Source organism: Marinimicrobium sp. (assembly GCF_002695945.1).
GTDB classification, from domain to species: Bacteria; Pseudomonadota; Gammaproteobacteria; order Pseudomonadales; family Cellvibrionaceae; genus Marinimicrobium; species Marinimicrobium koreense.
Genome location: NZ_NZQP01000012.1, coordinates 3,228 through 25,320, shown reverse-complemented (window position 1 = coordinate 25,320; position 22,093 = coordinate 3,228). Strand labels below are relative to the sequence as shown.

Genomic DNA, 22,093 nt, shown 5'->3' with positions numbered 1-22,093 from the left:
CAAGCTCTAACTGGCTCGGTATACGCATGGTCTGACGGTGAAACGTCTCCTATACTGTGCCTAGTTTTTTAACACGTTTCACGCACCCGGAGACATACCATGAAGCTCACCATCAACGGCGAGACCAAAGAGGTCGACGTCGAGGACGATACCCCACTGCTGTGGGTGCTGCGCGAGCAGCTCGGCCTGACCGGCACCAAATACGGNTGCGGTATNGCNCTNTGNGGNGCCTGCACCGTCCATATTGACGNCGTGGCGCAGCGCTCCTGTGTGCTGCCGGTCAGCGCGGTNCGGGAGAATCAGAAGATCACCACCATCGAGGGCCTCGGGGTGCAGCAGTTTCACCCGGTGCAGGAGGCCTGGGCGGAGATTGATGTGGCCCAGTGTGGTTACTGTCAGCCGGGCATGATCATGGCCGCCGCCTCGCTGCTGGCGCAGAACCCGGAGCCCACGGACGAGGAAATCCGGAGCGAGATCACCAACATCTGCCGCTGCGGGACTTATCCGAGGGTGCTGGAGGGCGTAAAGCGCGCCGCCCAGCGCATGGCGTCCACCCAGAAGGCCGGAGGTTCCAATGAACAAGCCTGAAGCTCAAGCGCCCGCTAATGGCGGCGTCAACCTGTCCCGCCGGGGTTTTCTCAAGGGTAGTGGCGCGGCCGCCGGCGCCTTTGTATTCGGTTTTTCCGTGCCCTTCAGCCCGTCCACCCTGGCGCAGTCCGACTCACCGGAAGTGAACGCCTGGGTGGTGGTTCAACCCGATGAGACGGTGCTGATCCGCATCGCCCGTCAGGAAATGGGCCAGGGCTCGTTGACCGGCCTGGCGCAGTTGGTGGCCGAGGATCTGGAATGTGACTGGGACAAGGTGGACTTCGAACTGGTCAAGCCGGGCCAGAACCGCGAGCGCGACAATGTCTGGGGGAGTCAATTCACTGCCGGCTCGACGGCGATTCGTGGCTCCCATGAGTATCTGCGTCAGGGCGGCGCCGCTGCCCGTATGATGCTGACTGAAGCTGCCGCCCGGCAGTGGCAGGTGCCCGCCAGTGAGTGCACCGTTTCCGAGGGGGTGATTACCCACGAGCCCAGCGGGCGCACCACCACCTTCGGCGCCGTGGCNCAGGCGGCCAATGACATCGAACCGCCCAAAACCGAGTCCATCCGCCTCAANGACCCNAAAGACTGGCGCATTGCCGGTAAGGACAAGGCNCGGCTGGACACCCTGGACAAGCTCGACGGCTCCCTGGTGTACGGCGCCGACTTCTCCATGCCCGGNATGCTGGTGGCGGTGCCCAAGGCCTGCCCNGTGCACGGCGGTAAGCTGAANAGTTTTGACGCTGAGAAGGTCAAGAACATGCCCGGCGTCAAGCAGGTGGTGCGCGTCGANGATGAAACCGTNGCGGTGGTGGCNGATACCTTCTGGCGTGCCCAGAAAGCCTTGAAAGCCCTGCCGATCGANTGGGATGAAGGCGAAAANGCCAANGTNTCCAGCGAGAGCATCGCCAAAAAGCTGCGCGAAGGTTTGACCGCGGANACATCGTTTATCGGCAATCAGGCNGGNGATGCCAAAGACGCGCTGGCCAAGGCCGAGCGGGTCATNGAAGCCGACTACAGCTATCCCTATCAGAACCACGCCCAGATGGAGACGCTCGCCGCCACCGTGCGCTGGCGCAAGAACGGCTGNGAGATGTGGGGNCCGACNCAGGTGCCGGGAACGGCCNTGGAAGCCCTGGCCGAAGCGGCGGANTTNCCCCAGGACGTGTGCGAAATCCACACCATGCGCATCGGCGGCAGCTTTGGCCGCCGCGCGGCCACNGACTATATACGNCAGGCCACCNTGATCGCCAAACAGATTCCCGACACNCCNATCAAACTGATGTGGACGCGGGAAGAGGACATGCTGCAGGGCCGNTTCCACCCNGTGACTCANTGTCGTCTGCGCGCNNCCNTGGACGATGAAGGCAATGTCCAGGCCCTGCATATGCGCATCTCCGGCCAGTCGATCATGGCCTACGCCATGCCCCAGGCGATGAGTGACAAGGGCGATCCGGTGGTGTACCAGGGGCTGGACCCCGAGGGCGATATGGCTCTNGGNTATTCGGTGCCGAANCTNCTGGTGGACCACGCCATGTACAACCCNCANATCCGCCCGGGCTTCTGGCGNGGNGTNAACCTNAACCAGAATGCNCTGTANCTGGANAGNTTTATTGANGAGCTGGCNCACGCCGCCGGCCAGGATCCNCTGGCNTTTCGTCGCAANCTGATGGCCAANCACCCGAAACACCTGGCGGTGCTCGAAGCCGCCGCCGAAGGCATCGGCTGGNACACCAAGCCGCCGGAAGGCATCNATCGGGGCATCGCCCAGGTGAAGGGTTTTGGCAGTTACGTGGCNGCNGCNGCGGAGGTGTCGGTCACCGACGGCAAGGTCAAGATGCACCGCATCGTGGCCGCCACCGATCCGGGGCATGTCATCAACCCGCAACAGGTGGAGGCGCAGGTCGCCGGTTCATTCGTGTACGGCTTGTCGCCCCTNCTCTANAGCGAAGCGACGGTGAAAGACGGGCGCATTGAGCAGGAGAACTTCAACACCTACAAGGTGATGACGCTCAAGGANATGCCCAAGGTGGAAGTNATCACCATGCCCTCCGGCGGNTTCTGGGGCGGCGTGGGCGAGCCCACCATCGCGGTGGCCGCTCCGGCGGTNCTCAACGCCATNTTCGCCGCAACCGGCAAACGTATCCGCGATATTCCCCTCAAAAACACGGACCTGACGGTCAGCTAGAAAACAATGTCTCCCCTTGCACGACAAGGGGAGACATTGCATCAACAGGGCACCTCAGCTCCACGTCGGGCGTAATACCACCAGGTTACGAACAGACAGCTCACGTAGAACACCACAAAGCCGGTCAGGGCCGCGGCGACACCGCCGGTCATATCGAATGAGGTACCGTAAGCTTTGGGGATAAAGAAACCGCCGTAGGCCGCGATGGCGGAGATGAAACCGAGTACCGCCGCCGCTTCTCTGTTGCCTTCCACCTGAGCCTGTTCGGTGTCGCCCAGCGCACGCTGGCGTAGGGTCATAAACATCACCGGCACCATGCGGAACGTGGAGCCATTGAGAATACCCGAGGCGACAAACAGCACCAGAAACATCCCGAAGAAGCCCCAGAAATTACCGGCACTGTCTTCTCCGGGCAGAAACTGCAGCACACCGACGACACCGGCAATCATCACCGCGAAAGTCCAGAGGGTCACGCGCGCACCGCCCAATTTGTCGGCAATCACCCCACCGGCCGGACGCGCCAGGGCACCGAGCAAGGGGCCAATAAACGCGTATTTGGTCGGGTCCACATCCTTGAANAGCATGCCGGACAGCAGCGGGAANCCCGCNGCAAAGCCGATGAANCTGCCGAAGGCGCCCAGGTACAACCAGCACATCAGCCAGGTGTGCTTGCGNTTGAAAATCACCGCCTGATCACTGAACGAGGATTTCGCCGAAGCAATATCGTTCATGCCAAACCAGGCNGCTATCGCCGCCACAATAATGAACGGTACCCAGAGCAGAGCGGCATTCTGAATCCACAGGTTCTCGCCCGCCAAGGCGCCGGACTGAATCACCATGGGGTCACCCCCGAACGGGCCCANCACACTGGCGGCGATCGCCAGCGGNGCNATCANCTGCATGGCGGATACCCCGAGATTACCCAGGCCGGCATTCAACCCCATGGCNCCNCCCTTCTCCGCTTTCGGGAAGAAGAANCTGATGTTGGCCATNCTGGANGCNAAGTTGCCNCCACCGAAACCGCACAGTAAGGCCAGAATCANCATCACCAGATAAGACGTATCGGTATTCTGNAGGGCNAAACCCAACCACAGNCANGGCAGCAGCANCGAGGCGGTGGAAATCGCNGTCCAGCGGCGGCCGCCAAATATCGGCACCATAAAGCTGTAGAAAATACGCAGNGTCGCCCCGGACAGCGCCGGCAANGCCGCCAACCAGAACAGCTGATTGGAGGTATAGGGGAAACCGAGCTGGGGCATTTTCACCACCAGAATGGACCANATGGACCAGACCGCAAAGGCGAGAAACAGGTTGGGNATGGAGATCCACAAATTGCGTCGGGCGATTTTTTTGCCTTTCTCTTCCCAGAAGGTTTTATCTTCCGGACGCCAGTCCTCCAGCACAAANGCATCGGGCGTGGAGAATTCCGGCAGGTCNGTNACTTCCTGTCCGGAACGCCACTCGTGCCGCTCCGCCAGGCGAATGGCGTAGTGCATCCAGGCCANCGCCGCACCAGAAATCACAAACAGCAACATGAANGCGCTCTGCCAGACACCGATCACGTCGTTGAGCATGCCGAAGGTCAGCGGCAGAAAGAANCCNCCCAGGCCACCGATCATGCCGACGATACCNCCCACAACCCCAACGTGGGTCGGGTAGTANACGGGAATGTGTTTNAACACCGCNGCCTTACCGAGCGACATGAAGAAACCGAGAATGAANGTNAGCACCACAAAGGCGGGCAGAGTCAGTTCAAAGCTGAACTCCAGGGTGCGATCCACCCCCAGCACCCGGTATTCGGTGGGCGGATAGCTGAGCAGAAAGCAGCAGATGACCGAGGCGGTCAGGGTCCAGTACATCACCCGACGGGCGCCGTAGCGATCGGACATCCAACCACCGAGAATCCGGAACAGCGAGGCGGGAATAGTATAGAGCGCGGTGAGAATACCGGCGGCGGCGATACCCAGCCCGTAGACTTCCATCAGATAGTGGGGCAACCACAGCGCCAGGGCCACAAAGGCGCCGAACACAAAAAAGTAATAGAGTGCAAAGCGCCAGACCCGAAGGTCTCCCAGGGGCGCCAACTGCTGACTCAGCGAGGTGATGTTGGCACGACGTTTCGCCAGTCCGGGATCGGCCTTGGCGAACAGGATAAAGCCCACCCCCATCAGGGCAATCACCACCGCATACACCTGAGCCGTCACCTGCCATCCGAGCGCGAGCAACAGGAAGGGGGCACCGAAGTTGGTGATCGCCGAGCCGACATTACCGGCACCGAAAATTCCCAGCGCCGTGCCCTGCTTGCCCGCTGGATACCAGGCCGAGGTGTAGGCCACCCCGACAATAAACGAGCCGCCGGCCAGCCCCACACCGAGCGCGGCCAGCAACAGCAGATAATAATTCTGCGCCATGCTCACCAGCAGCACGGCCACACCGGTGGTGATCATCAACAGGCCAAACACCCAGCGGCCGTCGAACCTATCGGTGAGTACACCGAGGAACAGGCGGCTGATGGAGCCGGATAAAATCGGGGTCGCCATCAACAAACCGAGCTGGGTATCACTCAGCCCCAGCTCTTGCTTGATCTGGATACCGAGGATGGAAAAGATCGTCCAGACGGCAAAGCACAGGGTGAACGCAAAGGTGGAAAGAAAAAGCGCACGCCGCTGGTCGCGGGGGGCGATGGCGCTGGCATCAAGCATGAGGCGTCTCCAGAGAACCGGGCCGATAAAAACCCGACAATGTTTAGGGGTACTGCCTCATAGTAGAAATGATTGGCGCCCGTGCCTATTGAGCCGTTTAGGCACCACCTGCTACCTCTGAATGGGTAGGCGAAAGTTCTTTGGCATAAGGAGCAATTCGGCTTAGGGGTTATAGATGAACGCGTGGCGCCGCAGGTACAAGGCCCAGGCCGCCAACGCGCAGAGACCATAGAACAGCGCAAAGCCCAGAAATGCCTGATAGACGCCGTCCATTCCGCCGGCTCGATTCAGCGCCAGAGGGATATATACCATCCCCAGGGTCGCTACCGATACCAGCCACATTTGCGCCGGCTGTCGTCGGGTCGGGGGGAACACTTGGGGCAGTGCGCGCAGCAAGGCGGCGTAACCAATGCCCGAGGCCGCGAAAAGCAGCGCCATCGCGAGCAAATACGGCATAAGGTAGTCCAGAGGGAACTCGGACAAGGTCAGGGCACGCAAGCTCCAGAATACGGCCACCGCGCCCAGCGCCAGCCCGAGCATACTGACCGCCGCCACCCGTGCACCGCCCCAGCGCCCGGCCGCCCAACCGCCCAAGGGGCGAACCAGAATGGCCAACAGGGGAAACATCCAGGCATAAAGAAATACTCCGGAATACCCCTGCGTCTCACCGAACAGCTGACAGGTCACGATCGGGAACACCAGGGTCAGCCCCAGGAATGTACCCACACTGGCAAGCCACAACAGGCTCATCAACCAGAGGTGCCGGTGGGACAACAAACCGATCAACCGCTGACGCTGAGGCGCGGTGGAGAGCCCCGCAACCAGCAACACGCACAGGGCCAGCACACACATCAGCGTGAGCTCCACCGGCATCCAGACCGAGACGCCACCGAGCGAACGAGGTAAGGTCAACCAGCCGGCCAACGCAGCCAGAAGTCCGCCGGCGAACAGCGCGGATACACCGCGACGCCAATCGCTCACCGCGAGGGACTGTCGCCAAGGCGCACGCAGGGACCAGAGCAGGAGAATGATCAGGGCAAAAATAGCCCAGAACAGACCGCTCCAGCCCAGCCAGATCGAAGTGTTTTCAGGCAGGCGCCCCAGAAAGTGACTGACGCTCAGATTGAGCCACTGGGGCTCACCCACCGGCAGCGGCACCGTAATAACCAGCGGTACCACCAACAAGCTGAGCACCACCCCCAGATGCCCCGCCAGCGAGGCCGCTTCCAGGCCGTAGCGCTGTGCCTCGTCTGAGGTTTCCGCCGGTCCGCCCAGGGCTGCCAGACCGCCACCGCCGAGCCCCACCAACAGAAACAGTGCCGGCAGCCAGGTCCGGCTCAGGGGCGCGCCACTGAGCATGAAGGTCAGCACCACCGCCACCAGCAGCAGAATCAACAATGTGCTGAGCACCAGGCCGCGGCCGTAGCTCAACAGCCAGAAGCCGAGCGTCAAGCGCAGGCAACTGGCCGACAAACCCGTCAACGCCAGCAGGGACAGTAAATCGGAATAGCTCAGATCGGTGCGGGTGCCCGCCAACAACACCACCCAGACCGATGGCAACAACCACAGTCCGAAGCCGCAGACCAATACCGCGCCCACCCAACCGGGCCCCGGACCGGTGGTGTCGGTCGATACCTTGGTCGGGGTAGACAAGTCACGCATAGGGGACGCACTGCTCGCAGGGTTGATCGTAATCCTCATCGCGCTACTATGGGCGCTGGGCAAAAGGCGCTCAATGCCCCCTTGGACATAGGGGCACTCGGGCGTCACCCTCCAAAGGGCTACCCACACTGGACAGCTTGCGCCTTTTTCATCCTTACGCTAAGGCCGCCCGCGACTTGCCAAAAAGAGGTAAGCCACTGACAATGCGGCGATATTGATTGATTTGGGAGACATCTTTATGAGCCACGACGCGGCCAGCATCATGCTGGTGGATGACCACCCCTTATTGCGCAAAGGGTTGCAGCAACTGATTGAACTGTCCGACGACCTGGAGCTGGTCGCGCAGGCCGGCAGCGGCGCCGAAGCCATCAAGCTCGGGGAAGAACTGGACCCGGACCTGATTCTGCTCGACCTGAACATGCAGGGCATGGACGGACTGGAAACCCTGGAAAAATTGCGCGGGGTGGGAGTGACTTCCCGCATCGTGATGCTCACCGTCTCCGACGCCGACGAAGATGTGATTGCCGCCATCTCCCGGGGCGCCGACGGTTATCTGCTCAAGGATATGGAACCGGACGAACTGCTCACCCAGATCGAGCGCGCCCTGCAGGGCAAGATGGTGATGAGCGAAGCCGTGACCCAGGCCCTGGCCACCGCCATCCGCAAGCCCCAGCCCAACAACGAAGCCAAGCTCGACAGCCTGACCGGGCGCGAGCTGGAAATTCTCAAACTGATCGCCAAGGGGCTGAGCAATAAACTCATCGCCCGGGAGCTGGACATTTCCGATGGCACGGTCAAAGTGCACGTCAAACATCTGCTGAAAAAGCTCGGCCTGCGCTCACGGGTGGAAGCCGCCGTGTGGATGATCAACCAGGAAAAGAGTGACTGATGGCCTGCTGCGACGAACCCCAACTGATTCCGGTTCAGGACGCCATCGCCCGCATGCAAGTGGCGGTACAGGCGGTGACCGACACGGAGACCGTTTCCCTGCCCGAGCTGCTCGACCGGGTCACCGCCGAGCCGGTACACGCCGGCTTTAATGTCCCCGGCTACGACAACTCGGCGATGGATGGCTACGCTCTGCGCGCCCAAGATGCCGGACAAGTGTTGACGCTGGTCGGACAATCACTGGCCGGGCATCACTTCGACGGTGAACTGAACGCTGGGCAATGCGTACGCATTACCACCGGCGCCACGATTCCCGCCGGTGCCAATGCGGTGGTCATGCAAGAGAATACCGAAGTCGACGGCGATAGCGTTCGCGTGATGAAAGCGCCTGCTACGGGCGAGAATATTCGTCGTGCCGGCGAGGACATCACACAAGGCCAGGAAGTGTTTCCCTCCGGTTATCGTTTCGGTCCCGTGGATATTGCCCTGCTCGCTTCCCTGGGCTTGGCCGAGGCCTCGGTCAAGCGACGCCTCAAAGTCGCGGTGCTGTCCACCGGCGATGAACTTACTCCGCCGGGACAACCACTGAAAGATGGCCACATTTACGACAGCAACCGCTACGGCCTCATCGCCATTCTTCAACGCCTGAACGTCGAGGTGCTGGACCTGGGCCTGATTCCCGACCAGCCGAATCAGATCCGCGCCGCTTTCGAACGCGCCGGAGCAGAAGCCGACGCCATCATTTCCAGCGGCGGTGTGTCGGTAGGCGATGCGGATTATGTCAAAGACATTCTCGGCGAGCTGGGGGAAATCGGCTTCTGGAAAGTGGCCATCAAACCCGGAAAACCTTTCGCCTTTGGGCACCTGGGTAAGGCGGTATTTTTCGGCCTGCCCGGCAACCCGGTGTCCTCCATGGTCACCCTGCACCAGTTGGCGCTACCCATCCTGCGCACCATGGCCGGCGAAGCACCGGAACCGCCTTTGCAGGTGACTGCCAAGGCCGCCAGCGGCTACAAGAAAAGCCCGGGCCGACAGGACTTCCAACGCGCGACCGTGCGTTGCATCGATGGCGAAAACCAGATCGACAGCAACGGCGCCCAGGGCTCCGGTGTACTCACCTCCTTCCTCGGCGCCAATGCCTACGCCGTGCTCGAAGCCGAACGAGGCAAAGTCGAAGCCGGCGAGCCCGTCACCGTCATTCCCTTTGATCGGTTTATTACCTGATTAAAGCGGCACCACATGGGTGCCCTACTTCAGCGGCAATGCCACCTCATGACGGCGGATGCGCGCTCCGCGCTCCAAAACGTCGGACCGATCCGCCCTACGGATAGCTCGGAGGCCGCGTAGGGCGGATAAGGCCGGAGGCCGCATCCGCCATGATCGAACGCAATGCGCTATCTAAGACAAGACTTCATATCTGGCAACGGCGGATGCGCGCTCCGCGCTTATCCGCCCTACGCCAGGTTTTTAACCAGCAGGGCGGTTTCCGGGTCGCAATCCACCGGGAGTTGCAGGCGGACGCGGTGGCCCGAGCCCGGGGCGCGTTCTATCGGGGTGCCGGCTTTATCCTGCAGCGCGCTCAGCTCAAAGGGGTGATTGCCTTCGGGCGTCAGCAGGTACAACCGCTCCCCCACAGAGAAGCCGTTTTTGGCTTCGACTTCATACCACTCTCCTACCCTCGCCTTGGGCTCGGCCACCCACTGCTGGGCACCGTTGTGGTGCGCACGCTCCAGGTTCTGCAGGGTTTCGGGGCGGGCGTGGCGGTCCAGCAGGCCGGCGGTGTAGCCTCGGTTGGCCAGGCCTTCCAGCTCAAACAGCAGGCTCGGGTCAAAGGCTTTCCCGGCGACGGCATCGCCGATGGCGCGGCGGTAGACCTGGGCGGTGCGGGCCACATAGTAAGGCGACTTGGTGCGCCCCTCGATTTTGAGCGAGTGCACGCCCATCCGGGTCAGCTGCTCCACATACTCCACGGCACGCAGGTCTTTGGAGTTGAGGATATAGCTGCCGTGCTCGTCTTCATCCATCGGCATCAGCTCACCGGGGCGGGTCTTGTCCTCGATCACCACGGGCTCCCACTGCCCGATTTCGTTTTCCCGGGCGGGCCTGGCCTCGTACTTCCAGCGGCAGGCGTTGGTGCAGGCGCCCTGATTGGGGTCGCGGTGGTTGAAGTAGCCCGAAAGCATGCAGCGCCCGGAATAGGCCATGCACAGGGCCCCGTGTACAAAGACTTCCAGCTCCATGTCCGGCACCTGCTCGCGGATTTCACCGATCTCCTCAATGCCCAGTTCCCGGGACAGGATGATCCGCTCGATGCCCTGCTCCTGCCAGAACTTGACCGCGGCCCAGTTGACCGTATTGGCCTGGACCGATAAGTGCATGGGCATATCAGGAAACTGCTGGCGGACCAGCCAGATGACGCCGGGGTCGGAGACGATCAGGGCGTCTGGCCCCATATCCACCACCGGCGCCAGATGCTTGATCAGGGTGCGGACCTTGTTGTTGTGTGGCGCCACGTTGGTCACCGCATAAAAGCGTTTGCCCAGGGCATGCGCCTCGCTGATGCCCTGGGCCATGGCCTCGTGATCAAAGCTGTTATTGCGCACCCGCAGGCTCATGCGTGGCAAACCGGCGTAGACCCCATCGGCACCGTAGGCAAAGGCCAGGCGCATGGCACGCAGGCTGCCGGCGGGGGACAGAAGCTCGGGGGCAAACAGGGACATTGGGCAAAGATCCTCAGGAATTGGGCATCACAGCGGGCAAAAACCCGCGCATACTAACGGCACGCGCACGCTAAGTGGTTGATTTGACTCAAAACTGCCACCGAAAAGTGCCAACTACCCATGAGGAGGTAGACGGGGTTATACCTCGGAGCCATAAACCTTTGGCTAAAATTGGACTACAATGAACGTACATTCACACCGAGCCCATTGACCTAAGGCAACGCTAAGGTCCATGGGCCGTTACCCTCTCACCCAACCGGGTGAGCCGAGGTAACCGGGGCCGTTCGGGAAACCGGGCTGCCTCCCGCGCTTGGAAAGGTGTTTCTATGCTGACTGACTCTTTTGATCGGCGCTTCAGTTACTTGCGCCTGTCCGTTACCGAAGTGTGCAACTTTCGGTGCGACTACTGCCTGCCGGACGGGACCGATTGTGGCCCCGATGCCCGCGCTCAGGACCTGACCCTCGACGAAATCCGCCGTCTGGTGAATGCCTTTGCCCGCTTGGGCATGCGCAAAGTGCGCATTACCGGCGGCGAGCCCTCCCTGCGCAAAGATCTGACCGAGATCATCCGACTGTGCAAGCAGACCCCCGGTATTGAAACCGTGGCCATGACCACCAATGGCTACCGCCTGACCAAGGACATCGATGCCTGGCACGCGGCAGGCCTGGATGCGCTCAACGTGAGCATCGACAGCCTGGATCACGCCAAGTTTGAGATGATCACCGGTCACAACAAGCTGCAGGAAATTCTCAAGGGGCTGGAACGTGCGGCCGAGCTGGGCATTCCCAACATCAAGGTCAACAGCGTATTGATGAAGCACTACAACGACGATGCGCTGGATGACTTTATCGACTTTGTGAAAGACCGGCCCATCACCCTGCGCATGATCGAACTGATGCAGACCGGGGACAACGCCGAGTTTTTTGATCGCCACCACTTGAGCGGCGACCGGGTGATCGAGCGGATGCGCGCTCAGGGTTGGGAGGAGCGACTGCGCGGCCGGGACTCCGGCCCCGCCCGGGAATTCTGGCACCCGGATTACGCCGGCGGCATCGGCATGATCATGCCCTATAGCAAAGACTTCTGCGCCACCTGCAACCGTCTGCGCGTCTCCAGTCAGGGGCAGCTGTTCCTGTGCCTGTTTGTCGATGAGCACCAGAGCCTGCGCCACCTGTTGCAGTCCGATGATCCGGAGCCGGTGATGGCGTTTTTGCGGGAAGCCATCAAGGGCAAAGATTTCAGCCATCACCTGCACGAGCAGAACCCCGGCTCGACCCGGCAGCTGGCGATGATCGGCGGTTAAACTTTTACCTGATTCAATAGATTGTTACGGAGTAGCTGTTAATGGCACACGCCTTACCATCGGAAATGAAACCCCTGAACATTGCGGTTCTGACCGTTTCCGATACCCGCACCTTTGAGAACGACACCTCGGGTCAGTACCTGGTGGACGCTCTGCAGGAAGAGGGCCACACCCTCGCTGACCGCGCATTGCTGAAAGACGATATCTATCAGATTCGCGCCCAGGTCTCTGCCTGGATCGCCGATGCCAAGGTGCATGTGGTCCTGATCACCGGTGGCACCGGGTTTACCGACCGGGATTCGACCCCCGAGGCGATGAAGCCGTTGTTTGATAAAGAAGTGGAAGGGTTTGGGGAGATGTTCCGGCAGATTTCCTGGGGGGAGATTGGTACGTCGACCATTCAGTCTCGAGCATTGGCGGGGTTGGCGAACCATACCTTGATTGCCTGTCTGCCCGGGTCGACCGGGGCCTGCCGCACAGGGTGGACGAAGTTGTTGCAGCCGCAGTTGGATGCTCGGCAGGGGCCTTGTAATTTTGTGGGGCATTTGGTTCGGTAGAAGAATCGGCTTGGGTTGCGGCGGATGCGCTTCGCTTATCCGCCCTACGCGTAACTCAGGAAGTGGTGTAGGGCGGATAAGCGCAAAGCGCGCATCCGCCGTTACCATTGCTATACGCTACTCCCCCGTCGCAATAATCCCCAACTCGCTATACACACTGCGCAACACATCGTAATGCTCCTGAATGGAGCACCCTTCGTGATTCCGCTTTTTGATGCCCTTGCGGGTAAGCTCAATATGCCACTTGGGCGTTACGCCGTGGCGGGCCAGGGAGTGCTTGACGCAGGCCAGGGCGCAGCCGTCGATGGCGCAGATATCCCGGCCGGATTTGGCGACCTTGACCAGACTCGGTACATCGCCACCCACGCCCGCAATGCAGGACATTTCAGCGTGGCCTTCCCGGTCCATCACCACGGCAATATCGTTCGCCAACTGGGCCACGTTCGAGCGGCCCGAGCAGGCGTAAACCAGCGGTTTCTGTGTGTCGTCCATAGTAAATTCCAAAGCTGACAACGTGTGAAGTTACTTTACGCTGACTGCACACATCCGCCTTGACGTAAATCAACTGAGCCTCAGTCGAGGCTCAGCCGCACTTGGACGCGCCGCAATTGAGGCAGGTTTTGCAACCATCCATGATGATCACCGCTTTGGTATGGCACTTCAGACACAAGGTTGCGGTCGGCGGAAACTCATCACTGCCATGCTCGATGTGATGCTTCTGCTCGTACTCCACCTGCTTCTCCTTGAGCACCTCCCGCTGCGCTTCAGAAAGTGCTTCATCCTGGATCAGGCCGATGCGCTTCATGTGGGTTTCGATGGCGTCGCCGATTTCCGCTACCAGCGAGGGCATAAAGCGGCCGCCGGATTTGAAGTAGCCGCCCTGCGGGTCAAACACCGCTTTCAGCTCTTCCACCAGGAAGGTCACATCACCACCCTTGCGGAACACCGCGGAGATGACGCGGGTCAGCGCCACCACCCACTGAAAATGCTCCAGGTTCTTCGAGTTGATGAAAATCTCGAAGGGGCGGCGCACTTCGTGGTCGGTGCCCGGGTTCAGCACCACATCGTTGATAGTGATATACAGGGCGTGGTCGGACAGCGGTGTCTTGATTTTGTAAGTGCTGCCTTCGAGGGTTTCCGGGCGCTCGAACTTCTCGTGCATGCGCTCGATGTCCGGCTCTTTCTCGGGCTCCGGCTTTTTGATGGAGAAGCCGGTGATTTTTTTGTCAATAACTTTGGCGTTCATACAGACTGCTCCAATTAAAACTTGCCGTAATAACCTTCTTTCAAGGCCTCGTACAGGTTGGCGGCGGTGTGCATTTCGCCGTCGTACTCCACCTCTTCGTTGCCCTTCAGTTCGAGCTTTTGACCGTCCTCCAGCTCAAACACATAGGTGGTGTTTTCCAGATCCTGCTCTTTCACCAACACACCCTGGAAGGCTTCCGGGTTGAAGCGGAAGGTGGTGCAGCCCTTCAGCCCTTTCTCGTAGGCGTACAGGTAAATGTCCTTGAACCGGTCGTAGGCGATTTCTGTGGGCACGTTGATGGTTTTGGAAATGGAGGAGTCAATCCATTTCTGCGCCGCGGCCTGCACATCCACATGCTGCTCCGGGGTGATCTGGTCGGACACCACAAAGTACTCCGGCAGACCGCTCTCCCCCGGCTGCGGGTAAGGCTTGGCTTTGGGCTCGACCAACTGGCGATAGCGCAGCAGTTCGTAGGAGAACACATCCACTTTCTCCTTGGTTTTCTTGCCACTGCGGATCACATTGCGCGCGTAGTGGTGTGCAAAACTGGGCTCAATGCCATTACTGGCGTTATTCGCCAGGGACAGGGAAATGGTGCCCGTGGGCGCAATGGAGGAGTGGTGGGTAAAGCGGCCACCGGTNTCCGCCAGCGCCNCCACCAGTGCCGGNTCTTCCTCGGCCACCTGCNGCATATANCGGCTGTANTTTGCCCANANCACTTTNCCGGGCACCTGATCGCCNACNTTGTANTCTNTNGCCANCTCNGGNTGNTTGGCCAACATGATGGGCGTNACNTCAAAGGTTTCCGCCATGATGGGCGCCGGNCCTTTTTCTTTGGCCAGGTTCAACGACTCGCGCCANCCGGCCAGNGCCANCTCNTTGCTCACCTGTTCGGTAAAGGCGATGGACGCGGGACTGCCNTAGGGNATNGTGAGCATGGTCAGGGCCGANCCCANCCCCAGAAAGCCCATNCCGTGGCGGCGCTTNCGNTCNATCTCNNNGCGCTGCTNCGCCAGTGCCAGCCCATTGATNTCCACCACGTTATCCANCATGCGGGTAAAGATGGAGACCANCTTGCGGAATTTTTCCCAATCNAATTCCGCCTGNTCGGTAAAGGGATGCTTCACGCACTGGGTCAGATTNACNGAGCCGAGCAGACAACTNCCATAGGGNGGCAGNGGNTGCTCACCGCAGTTGTGCACGTAGAGNCCATTGGCATCNAAGGCGTTGATGCCNGGAACCTGCACGTCGTAAACGGTTTCGGTTCCCACGGGGGTNAACCCTTCCACCGTCACCATAAACCGCTCGCGGTTCAGGGTGCGCTTGTAGCTACCCAGGGCATTTTTCAGGCGGGTCATTTTGTCGATGTCGGAAAAGCCCACCCGTTCCNTAAAGGTCGGCAGATTATCGCCACTGATGACCAACTCGTGTTGGGCGACGGTGGCATACGCTTGCTGGCCACCCCGGCCATCCGGTAGCGCACGGTGCTGGGCNGGGCGACGATTCTGNTAAAGNCGNGCNGCAATNCCNANNCGCAACAGCATGCGCTGAACNGCNTTCANNCNNGGCAGNTCGGACTGNGCCAGACGCACGCTGACGCCCTTCTGCTGAGAGCCCTGCACCGAACCATCGGCATCGAAAAANCCGCGCAGGAAGCCGCGATAGAATTCNCTGGAGCGTGTTTCCANCGCGGGGGTAATCANTTTNTTGCCGGGNGTCATGCCCAGGTCTTCNGCCAGCTGTTTGATGGCGCCCGTGGCCAGACGGTATTCNCCCCGGCCGGGCANTTCCATCCAACCNCGGAANTCCGCCCGGTGCGGCAGNGTGCGGGCGCAGCGCAGCGCCTCGNCCATGACCGGGTGNGCCTGGGGNGAATCACCCACNGCCTGNTGTCCCGGCCANACCGANAGNACNGCNTTGTCGCTTTTCAGCGTACCNTCGCCCACCAGCAAGCCCATCAGGTANCCCTCTTCNCGNNTACCCTCGCCNGACCANTCCGGNATNGNCCGGTGGTTGTGCAGGACGATCTGATCGCCCGGCTCCAGTTGNTCAGCGGGCACCCANTCNAGCGTTTCCGACCAGCGGCTTTTGGAAGCGACCTTGCGCACTTTGTGGTCACCGGTCAGTTTCACGGTATAACCTTCGCGCGTGGACAGTTCGAACACCGGTTTATCGCCGGTGACGAAGAAGCCTTCNTCGCCGGANGCGTAGTGNGTGCCGTCCACCCGGGCGGTAAATGGGCGCCCCACCAGTTCACNGACCTGGCGCGGCCCCTCCGCGGTNTGAACCCANGTATCGGCGGTNACGCAGGGNTTGGTCGCGCGNATGTCTTCACAGAACCAGTTGTTGTTCCACTGNTTGACCCGATCGATCAGGATAAAGCCGGGCTCNGCNAAGTCGTAGGTGGAACGCATGATCTGGTTCCACAGTTGCCGCGCCGGGACTTTCTTGTANACCTTGCAGGCGATNTCNCCNTCNTCNTTNCGCAGGTATTTNTCGGANACNTGATCGAGGCGCCGCCAGACCACCTGNTCGGGGTCATCACCGTCCAGGCCCTCGCGCTTGAGGTCATTCTCGGTGATGGGGAAANTNAGCGGCCAGGTGGCATCGGCNTTGACCGCNTGCACAAAGTCATCGGTAATCAGCAGCGACAGGTTGAACTGGCGCAGNCGCCCGGCCTCGCGCTTGNCCCGGATGTACTCGCTGACGTCCGGATGGTGCACNTCAAAGGTGGCCATCTGGGCNCCNCGCCGGCCACCGGCNGAGGAAATGGTGAAGCACATCTTGTCGTAGATATCCATAAACGACAGCGGCCCGGAGGTNTTGGCGCCGGCGCCGGCCACGTANGCGCCTTTGGGNCGCAGGGTGGAGAACTCGTAACCNATGCCGCANCCGGCTTTCAGGGTCAGGCCGGCCTCGAGGTTTTTGTGCAGAATGTCTTCCATCGAGTCGCCGATGGTGCCTGAGACGGTGCAGTTGATGGTGGAGGTNGCNGGCTTNTAGGCCTGGGCCCCGGCNTTGGAAATGATCCGGCCGGCGGGAATGGCNCCGTTGCGCAGCGCCCAGAGAAACTCTTCGCGCCAGTGGGCTTTGCGCTTGGGCTCGATTTCGGACAGCGCCTGCGCGACCCGCTCCCAGGTGGCNTCGATGGTCTGATCCACCGGNTGGTCCTGGTGGTCTTTCANGCGGTATTTCTGGTCCCAGATGTCCTGGGAGGCGGGCTGAAGTTCGACCGCCGACTCGGTGATGNCCCTGGATTGCTCTGTCATTCGTCAGCCTCAATAAAGTCGTTGGAATTTTGGGGGCCGCGCTCAGGCGACCTGCACGATACCGGCCATCTTGTGCCAATAGCCGTTGACGTCCTGCGCGGCGCGCGCCTGGGCTTCGCCCCGGCTGGCGGCCCTGAACCGGGCGAGCCACTCCAGGGTGCCCTCGGGCTCCGGGCTGAGGCGCACCGCGTCCACCAGCCCGGCCATTTGCGGCACCTCGGTCACCAGATTGTACCGATCTCCGGACTGGGTCTGAATACCATTGAGCACGAACAGCCGCTCGTCTTCCTGATTGTAGACGGGACGGCCCGACGGGTATTTGATGCAGCACAAGTCACATTGATCTTTGGGCCGATTTTCCGAGCGGGCGGTAAAGCAGCGCGCCGACCAGGCCAGGGGCAGATGCCCAAAGCCGAACACCTCGACCTCAAAGCTGCTGCGGATATCCTCAATATCCGGGTGCCGCAGTATCTCCGACAGCCACTCCCGGGACAGTTCCACCGGCATCAACCAGCGCTGCATACCGAACTGCACCAGTTGGCGCAGGGTCTGGGGGTTGTAGCAGTTGATGGCCGCTCCAGCGACGAAGGGCAGCCCCGCCTCCCGCAGCAGGCCCACCGCGCCGATATCGTTGGCCTCCAGGGCGAATTCACCGTTGTCGCAGTAGCGGCGCAGCTCGCGCAGGTCTGCAGGAGACTCCAGCAAGGTCATGGTGGATAACACCACTTCTTTGCCGGCCTCACGCAGCTGGTGCGCCTGGGCCATATAGTCCTCCAACTTCAGCTCCCGCCGCTTGGGACACACGGTTTCGCCCAGGTAGACGGCATCGGCGTCCGATTCGGCCACCGACGTGTAAAAACGCTGCACCTGCTCCCTGGGCCAGTAATACAGAATGGGTCCGATGGTCAGTTTTAACATTAGCGCCAACTCCTGTGATAGGCCCCGATGGTGGTCTGATGCCCTTCGGACAGTCCCGCCAGGGTGTGGTCCCAGTCCTGATGTACCTGATAGCGGGTCGGATCTTCCAAAAGACGGTCGATGGCCTGACGCCACACCCGGGTAACCTGGCCGACATAGGCGGGACTACGCTGGCGACCCTCGATCTTCACCGCCTTGATGCCATCGCGGTACAGCTCGGGCAACAGGCTCAGGGTGTTGAGGCTGGTCGGTTCCTCCAGGGCGTGGTAGCGCTCACCGCCTACCTCGAATCGACCTTTGCACAGGGTGGGATAACCGGCGTTCTCGCCGCCGGCGAAGCGGTCAATCAGGTAGCCATTCAGGCGGGATTCCAGGACGCCGCGTTTCTCTTCCCAGCGGACGAACTTGGCGGGGGAGCAGGCGCCGGAGTTGTTGGGGGACTCGCCGGTCATGTAGGAGCTGAGATAACAGCGCCCCTCAGCCATAATGCACAGACTGCCAAAAGCGAACACCTCCAGCTCGGTACTCACGGTATGCGCCAGTGCCGACACCTGTTTCATGGACAGCACTCGCGGCAACACCACGCGACTGACGCCATAGGCTTGTTGGTAAAAATCAATGGCCGCCGCATTGGTGGCCGAGGCCTGCACCGACAGGTGCCGCTCCACCTCGGGGTAGCGTTCCGCCGCGTAGGCCAACACCGCCATATCGGCGATGATCAACACGTCCGCTCCGGCCTTGACGGCCTCATCCACTGCCTGTTGCCAACTGTCCCATTGTGTCGGGTGAGCAAAGGTATTGATCGCCACATGCAATCGCCGCCCCTGCCGGTGGGTTTCCCGGGCGGCATCGCGCAGCCCCAGGGTGTCGAGATTGAGACCGGCAAAATGCCGGGCATTGGTATCACCGCGCAAGCCAACATAGACGGCATCGGCCCCCTCTTTCAGGGCGGTTTTCAGCGCGGGCAGGCTTCCTGCGGGACAAAGTAATTCCATCGGCGTTTACCTCTGTTTAAAAACGGTACCTATTTTGGGCGAGTGGCGACGCCCCCCGGGTTTGCTAGCATGCCCGCTCAGGAGGTGCCCCACTATGACTACCATGCAATCCCGTTCAGCAGTATTTCGCCCAACACTCCCCCGGCTCATTCAATGCGCCAAGGTGGCCCAGCCGCTCATCCCCCAGACCATTCGCCGACACACGCTGGGCATCGGTTTGAACCACACTTTTTCAGAGGCTCTGCGCCGGGGTGAACTGGATTTTCTGCGCGGTCGACAGGCGCGGATCACCGTGCCCGATATCAATCTGGACTTCTCGGTAACGCTACTCGGCCAACGGCTGCAGGTTTCGCTCAAGCCTGTGGCGCCCGACGTGACCTTTCGAGCCGATACCCGATCACTGCTGCAAATCATGGCCGGCCAGGTTGATCCCGACACACTGTTCTTTCGCCGCAAACTGGCCATTGAGGGTGATACCGAGCTGGGGCTGGCACTGAAAAATTTTCTCGACAGTCAGGACCCCGAACGGCTGATCCCCGCACCCGCTTATCGCTTTATCAGCCGGACGGTGGCGTGATCGTTCCGATCGGCTCAAAAAAAGGTGCACTCCCTGCACCAGAGGCCTTTGAGTCCCGGTGGCACAGCTGCCAGGGGAATACCAACCGGGACCTCTAGCCTACTGCTCTGGCCGCCCTCGGGATATTCCCCCATGGGTCTACCCCTTTAGAGGAATCACAGTTCACCCCGAAAGTGTGCACAATGGGCAGAACTCTCGTTTTTACAACAATGGCCACATCGCTATGAGCACCTTTGAGCTGAACCACTTCGATGACTTTCTCACTATTGCCCGCTCTCAACCGGAACCACAAAAGCTGATTCTGGTTCTCGCGCGCCGAGAATTACCCACCGGTTATACCGAGCAGCAGGCGCGGGATTTTGAGGACGGACACGGGGGCCATCTGGCGCCGCTGGCCGGTATCGACAAGCGTCCCGACGAACTGGCAGACTTCTCCAGCCTGGTCGAAGAAGCCAAGCAGGCGAGCGATACGTGGGATGCGGTTTTTGTTGCCGCCCTGCCCGGCACGGACAACAAGCTGCCCACCCCCAAAGCGGTAGACGACGCCATCGAAAAAGTCATCCACGCCATTCGCAACGGGATGATCAATAACTTGCTGGCATTCGACCGTTCCGGCGTCCCGATGCAGATCACCCACGGATAGCGCTCAACGAGTCGCGCCCCAGAAATCGAAAGGCGCGCCCAAGACCTGCGAAAGACGCCTCGATGCGTATAATGGTGATAGACCTCCGAAACCCGAGAGCCTCATCACTATGTGCGAACTCCTGGCCATGAGCGCCAACACCCCCACCGACCTGTGTTTCAGCTTTACCGGCCTGACCCGCCGTGGCGGCGAGACCGGGCCTCACAAAGATGGCTGGGGCGTGGCGTTTTACGAAGGCAAAGGGGTGCGCAATTTCCACGACGCCGATGCCAGCGCCTCCTCCCGTATCGCCGAAGTGGTGCAGACCCACCCGATCAAAAGCGAAGTGGCCATCTGCCATATCCGTCAGGCCAATGTGGGGGACATTTGCCTCGCCAATACCCACCCGTTCACCCGCGAGCTNTGGGGCCGGTACTGGGTGTTTGCCCACAACGGCCANNTNTCGGANTTNGCGCCCGAANCCGGTTTCTACGANCCGGTGGGCACNACNGANAGCGAGGCGCTGTTCTGCGACATGCTCAACCACNTGCGCCAGCATTGCGACCGGCACACACCGACCGCCGAGGTGGTNCAGCGGCTGGTGANTCTGTCCGAAGGCTACGCCCGTCAGGGGGTCTTCAACCTGCTGTTGAGCAACGGCGACTGGCTGTTCACCTACTGCTCCACCAAAATGGCCAGCATCACCCGCCGGGCNCCCTTCGGCCCGGCCCGCCTGAAAGACGCCGACATGATGGTGGATTTCGAATCNGAAACCACNCCCGACGACATNGTCAGNGTGATCGTCACCGANCCGCTNACCAGCGATGAGACCTNGGATATCTACCAANCCGGAGAGTGGCGCTTNTGGCGNAAGGGGGAGATTGCAATGCGAGGGACCAGGGACGCCCTCCCCCCTCAAAGCTGAGTGGCACGGCTTATATCGCTCAGCACTTTGCTTAATACCAATCCATCTAATAAGATATATTTTTAATACATCTTAATACTGATAAGCTTCCCGCTCGATCTGACAGGAGGCTGACNCATGACCCAACCCCGGCACCACGATATTGTNATCATCGGCGGCGGTGCCGCCGGCACCAGCGNCGCCGCCTCGCTGCTGCGTCANCGCNCGNNGTTGGATGTGGCNGTNATCGAGCCNANCGACACGCATTANTANCAACCGGCCTTTACGNTGGTCGGTGGAGGCACCTACGCGTTGGANGACACCGCTCGGCCGCAAGCCCACACATTGCCCCNCAACGCGANCTGGATTCGCCAGTCGGTCAGCGAACTGAAGCCGGAACAACAGCGTGTGGTGCTGAATAATGGTAATGAAATCCACTATCGGGCATTGGTGGTCGCGCCCGGCATTGAGCTGAATTGGTCGGCCATAGAAGGTCTTCCTGAGGCACTGGGACAAGGGGGTGTCTGCAGCAATTACGATCCTTCACTCGCCCGTTACACCTGGCAATGCATCGATGGCCTGAAGGCCGGCCGCGCCCTGTTTACCCAGCCGTCCACGCCCATCAAATGTGCGGGCGCGCCGCAAAAAATCGCTTANCTGGCGGCCCATCAATGGCAGAAACGCCAGCAGAGTCANCAGATACAGGCACAATTCTACAGCGGCATGGGCGCCCTGTTCAGCGTGCCGGACTTTGTTCCNCACCTGCAGAACGTGGCCATTGATTACGGGATAGGCATCAACCTTAAACACGATCTGATCCGGGTGGATGGCGAAANNCACATCGCNACNTTNAANGTGACNGATCAGAACGNCNANANCCACGANGTCGANGAGNCCTATGATGTTCTGCANGTNACACCGCCACAACGCGCGCCGCAGTTTGTNCGCGANAG

17 protein-coding genes, 1 pseudogene and 1 riboswitch (1 of these 19 running past the window's edge) are annotated in these 22,093 nt (G+C 60.6%); of the genes and pseudogenes, 10 read left to right on the top strand and 8 right to left on the bottom strand.

Translation table 11 applies throughout. The features are described 5' to 3' along the window. The first annotated feature begins 99 nt into the window (after positions 1–99). Together CMG77_RS01060 and CMG77_RS01055 are read left to right on the top strand one after the other, a co-directional pair. Positions 100–588 (top strand): (2Fe-2S)-binding protein, encoded by a 489-nt coding sequence (locus CMG77_RS01060; protein WP_286903458.1) that lies wholly within the window; start codon positions 100–102, stop codon positions 586–588. Next, positions 575–2,776, top strand: a complete 2,202-nt coding sequence (locus CMG77_RS01055) for a molybdopterin cofactor-binding domain-containing protein (protein WP_286903457.1) — start codon at positions 575–577, stop codon at positions 2,774–2,776. The genes CMG77_RS01060 and CMG77_RS01055 overlap by 14 nt, the downstream gene beginning before the upstream one ends. A gap of 41 nt (positions 2,777–2,817) precedes the next feature. Here CMG77_RS01055 and CMG77_RS01050 read toward each other — a convergent pair whose 3' ends face one another. Together CMG77_RS01050 and CMG77_RS01045 are read right to left on the bottom strand one after the other, a co-directional pair. After that, positions 2,818–5,478, bottom strand: a complete 2,661-nt coding sequence (locus CMG77_RS01050; RefSeq protein WP_286903456.1) for a nitrate/nitrite transporter — start codon at positions 5,476–5,478, stop codon at positions 2,818–2,820. A gap of 162 nt (positions 5,479–5,640) precedes the next feature. Then, positions 5,641–7,140, bottom strand: coding sequence for an MFS transporter (locus tag CMG77_RS01045; protein ID WP_286807267.1), 1,500 nt, complete (start codon positions 7,138–7,140; stop codon positions 5,641–5,643). A gap of 238 nt (positions 7,141–7,378) precedes the next feature. Between CMG77_RS01045 and narL the strand changes: the two genes are divergently transcribed. Next, the gene (narL, locus tag CMG77_RS01040; protein ID WP_024461215.1) at positions 7,379–8,029 is read left to right on the top strand and encodes a two-component system response regulator NarL; all 651 of its coding nucleotides are present in this window, start codon (positions 7,379–7,381) and stop codon (positions 8,027–8,029) included. Then, positions 8,029–9,252 carry a molybdopterin molybdotransferase MoeA gene (moeA, locus tag CMG77_RS01035; protein WP_286807266.1) on the top strand — a complete coding sequence of 408 codons (1,224 nt, stop codon included), beginning with the start codon at positions 8,029–8,031 and terminating at the stop codon, positions 9,250–9,252. The genes narL and moeA overlap by 1 nt, the downstream gene beginning before the upstream one ends. A 230-nt stretch (positions 9,253–9,482) precedes the next feature. Here the strand turns inward: moeA and CMG77_RS01030 are convergent, their stop codons facing one another. Next, positions 9,483–10,748, bottom strand: a complete 1,266-nt coding sequence (locus CMG77_RS01030) for a peptidase U32 family protein (protein ID WP_349678207.1) — start codon at positions 10,746–10,748, stop codon at positions 9,483–9,485. Between the two features lie 184 nt (positions 10,749–10,932). Beyond that, positions 10,933–11,085: riboswitch (molybdenum cofactor riboswitch) on the top strand. Between CMG77_RS01030 and moaA the strand changes: the two genes are divergently transcribed. Both moaA and moaB read left to right on the top strand, forming a co-directional pair. Then, positions 11,075–12,052 carry a GTP 3',8-cyclase MoaA gene (gene moaA, locus CMG77_RS01025; RefSeq protein ID WP_286807265.1) on the top strand — a complete coding sequence of 326 codons (978 nt, stop codon included), beginning with the start codon at positions 11,075–11,077 and terminating at the stop codon, positions 12,050–12,052. Its footprint overlaps the riboswitch before it by 11 nt. A gap of 41 nt (positions 12,053–12,093) precedes the next feature. Beyond that, entirely contained in the window at positions 12,094–12,609 is a 516-nt protein-coding gene (gene moaB / locus CMG77_RS01020) for a molybdenum cofactor biosynthesis protein B (RefSeq protein WP_286807264.1), read from the top strand. 117 nt (positions 12,610–12,726) lie between these two features. On the opposite strand, the gene CMG77_RS01015 is transcribed toward moaB, so the two are convergent. The 5 genes from CMG77_RS01015 to ubiU all read right to left on the bottom strand — a co-directional run bounded on the left by CMG77_RS01015 (position 12,727) and on the right by ubiU (position 19,037). Further along, a complete protein-coding gene (locus tag CMG77_RS01015; protein WP_286807263.1) occupies positions 12,727–13,101 on the bottom strand; it encodes a putative zinc-binding protein in 375 nt (124 codons plus the stop codon). 91 nt (positions 13,102–13,192) lie between these two features. Next, a complete protein-coding gene (locus CMG77_RS01010) occupies positions 13,193–13,855 on the bottom strand; it encodes a TSCPD domain-containing protein (RefSeq protein WP_024461223.1) in 663 nt (220 codons plus the stop codon). A gap of 14 nt (positions 13,856–13,869) precedes the next feature. Beyond that, on the bottom strand, positions 13,870–17,124 hold the full coding sequence (locus tag CMG77_RS01005; RefSeq protein ID WP_286903455.1) for a ribonucleotide reductase barrel domain-containing protein: 3,255 nt from the start codon (positions 17,122–17,124) through the stop codon (positions 13,870–13,872). Between the two features lie 42 nt (positions 17,125–17,166). Next, a complete protein-coding gene (locus CMG77_RS01000; RefSeq protein WP_286807259.1) occupies positions 17,167–18,042 on the bottom strand; it encodes a U32 family peptidase in 876 nt (291 codons plus the stop codon). Beyond that, a complete protein-coding gene (ubiU, locus tag CMG77_RS00995; RefSeq protein WP_286807258.1) occupies positions 18,042–19,037 on the bottom strand; it encodes a ubiquinone anaerobic biosynthesis protein UbiU in 996 nt (331 codons plus the stop codon). The genes CMG77_RS01000 and ubiU overlap by 1 nt, the downstream gene beginning before the upstream one ends. A 94-nt stretch (positions 19,038–19,131) precedes the next feature. On the opposite strand from ubiU, the gene ubiT reads away from it, so the two are divergent. The 4 genes and pseudogenes from ubiT to CMG77_RS16070 form a co-directional block, all read left to right on the top strand. After that, positions 19,132–19,614, top strand: a complete 483-nt coding sequence (ubiT, locus tag CMG77_RS00990; RefSeq protein WP_286807257.1) for a ubiquinone anaerobic biosynthesis accessory factor UbiT — start codon at positions 19,132–19,134, stop codon at positions 19,612–19,614. A 223-nt stretch (positions 19,615–19,837) separates the two neighbouring features. Continuing rightward, a complete protein-coding gene (locus CMG77_RS00985) occupies positions 19,838–20,257 on the top strand; it encodes a hypothetical protein (protein WP_286807256.1) in 420 nt (139 codons plus the stop codon). A 109-nt stretch (positions 20,258–20,366) separates the two neighbouring features. After that, complete coding sequence (locus CMG77_RS00980; RefSeq protein ID WP_286903454.1) at positions 20,367–21,161, top strand: class II glutamine amidotransferase; 795 nt, start codon at positions 20,367–20,369, stop codon at positions 21,159–21,161. Between the two features lie 117 nt (positions 21,162–21,278). Beyond that, positions 21,279–22,093, top strand: a pseudogene (locus tag CMG77_RS16070) (NAD(P)/FAD-dependent oxidoreductase); it runs 415 nt beyond the window's last position.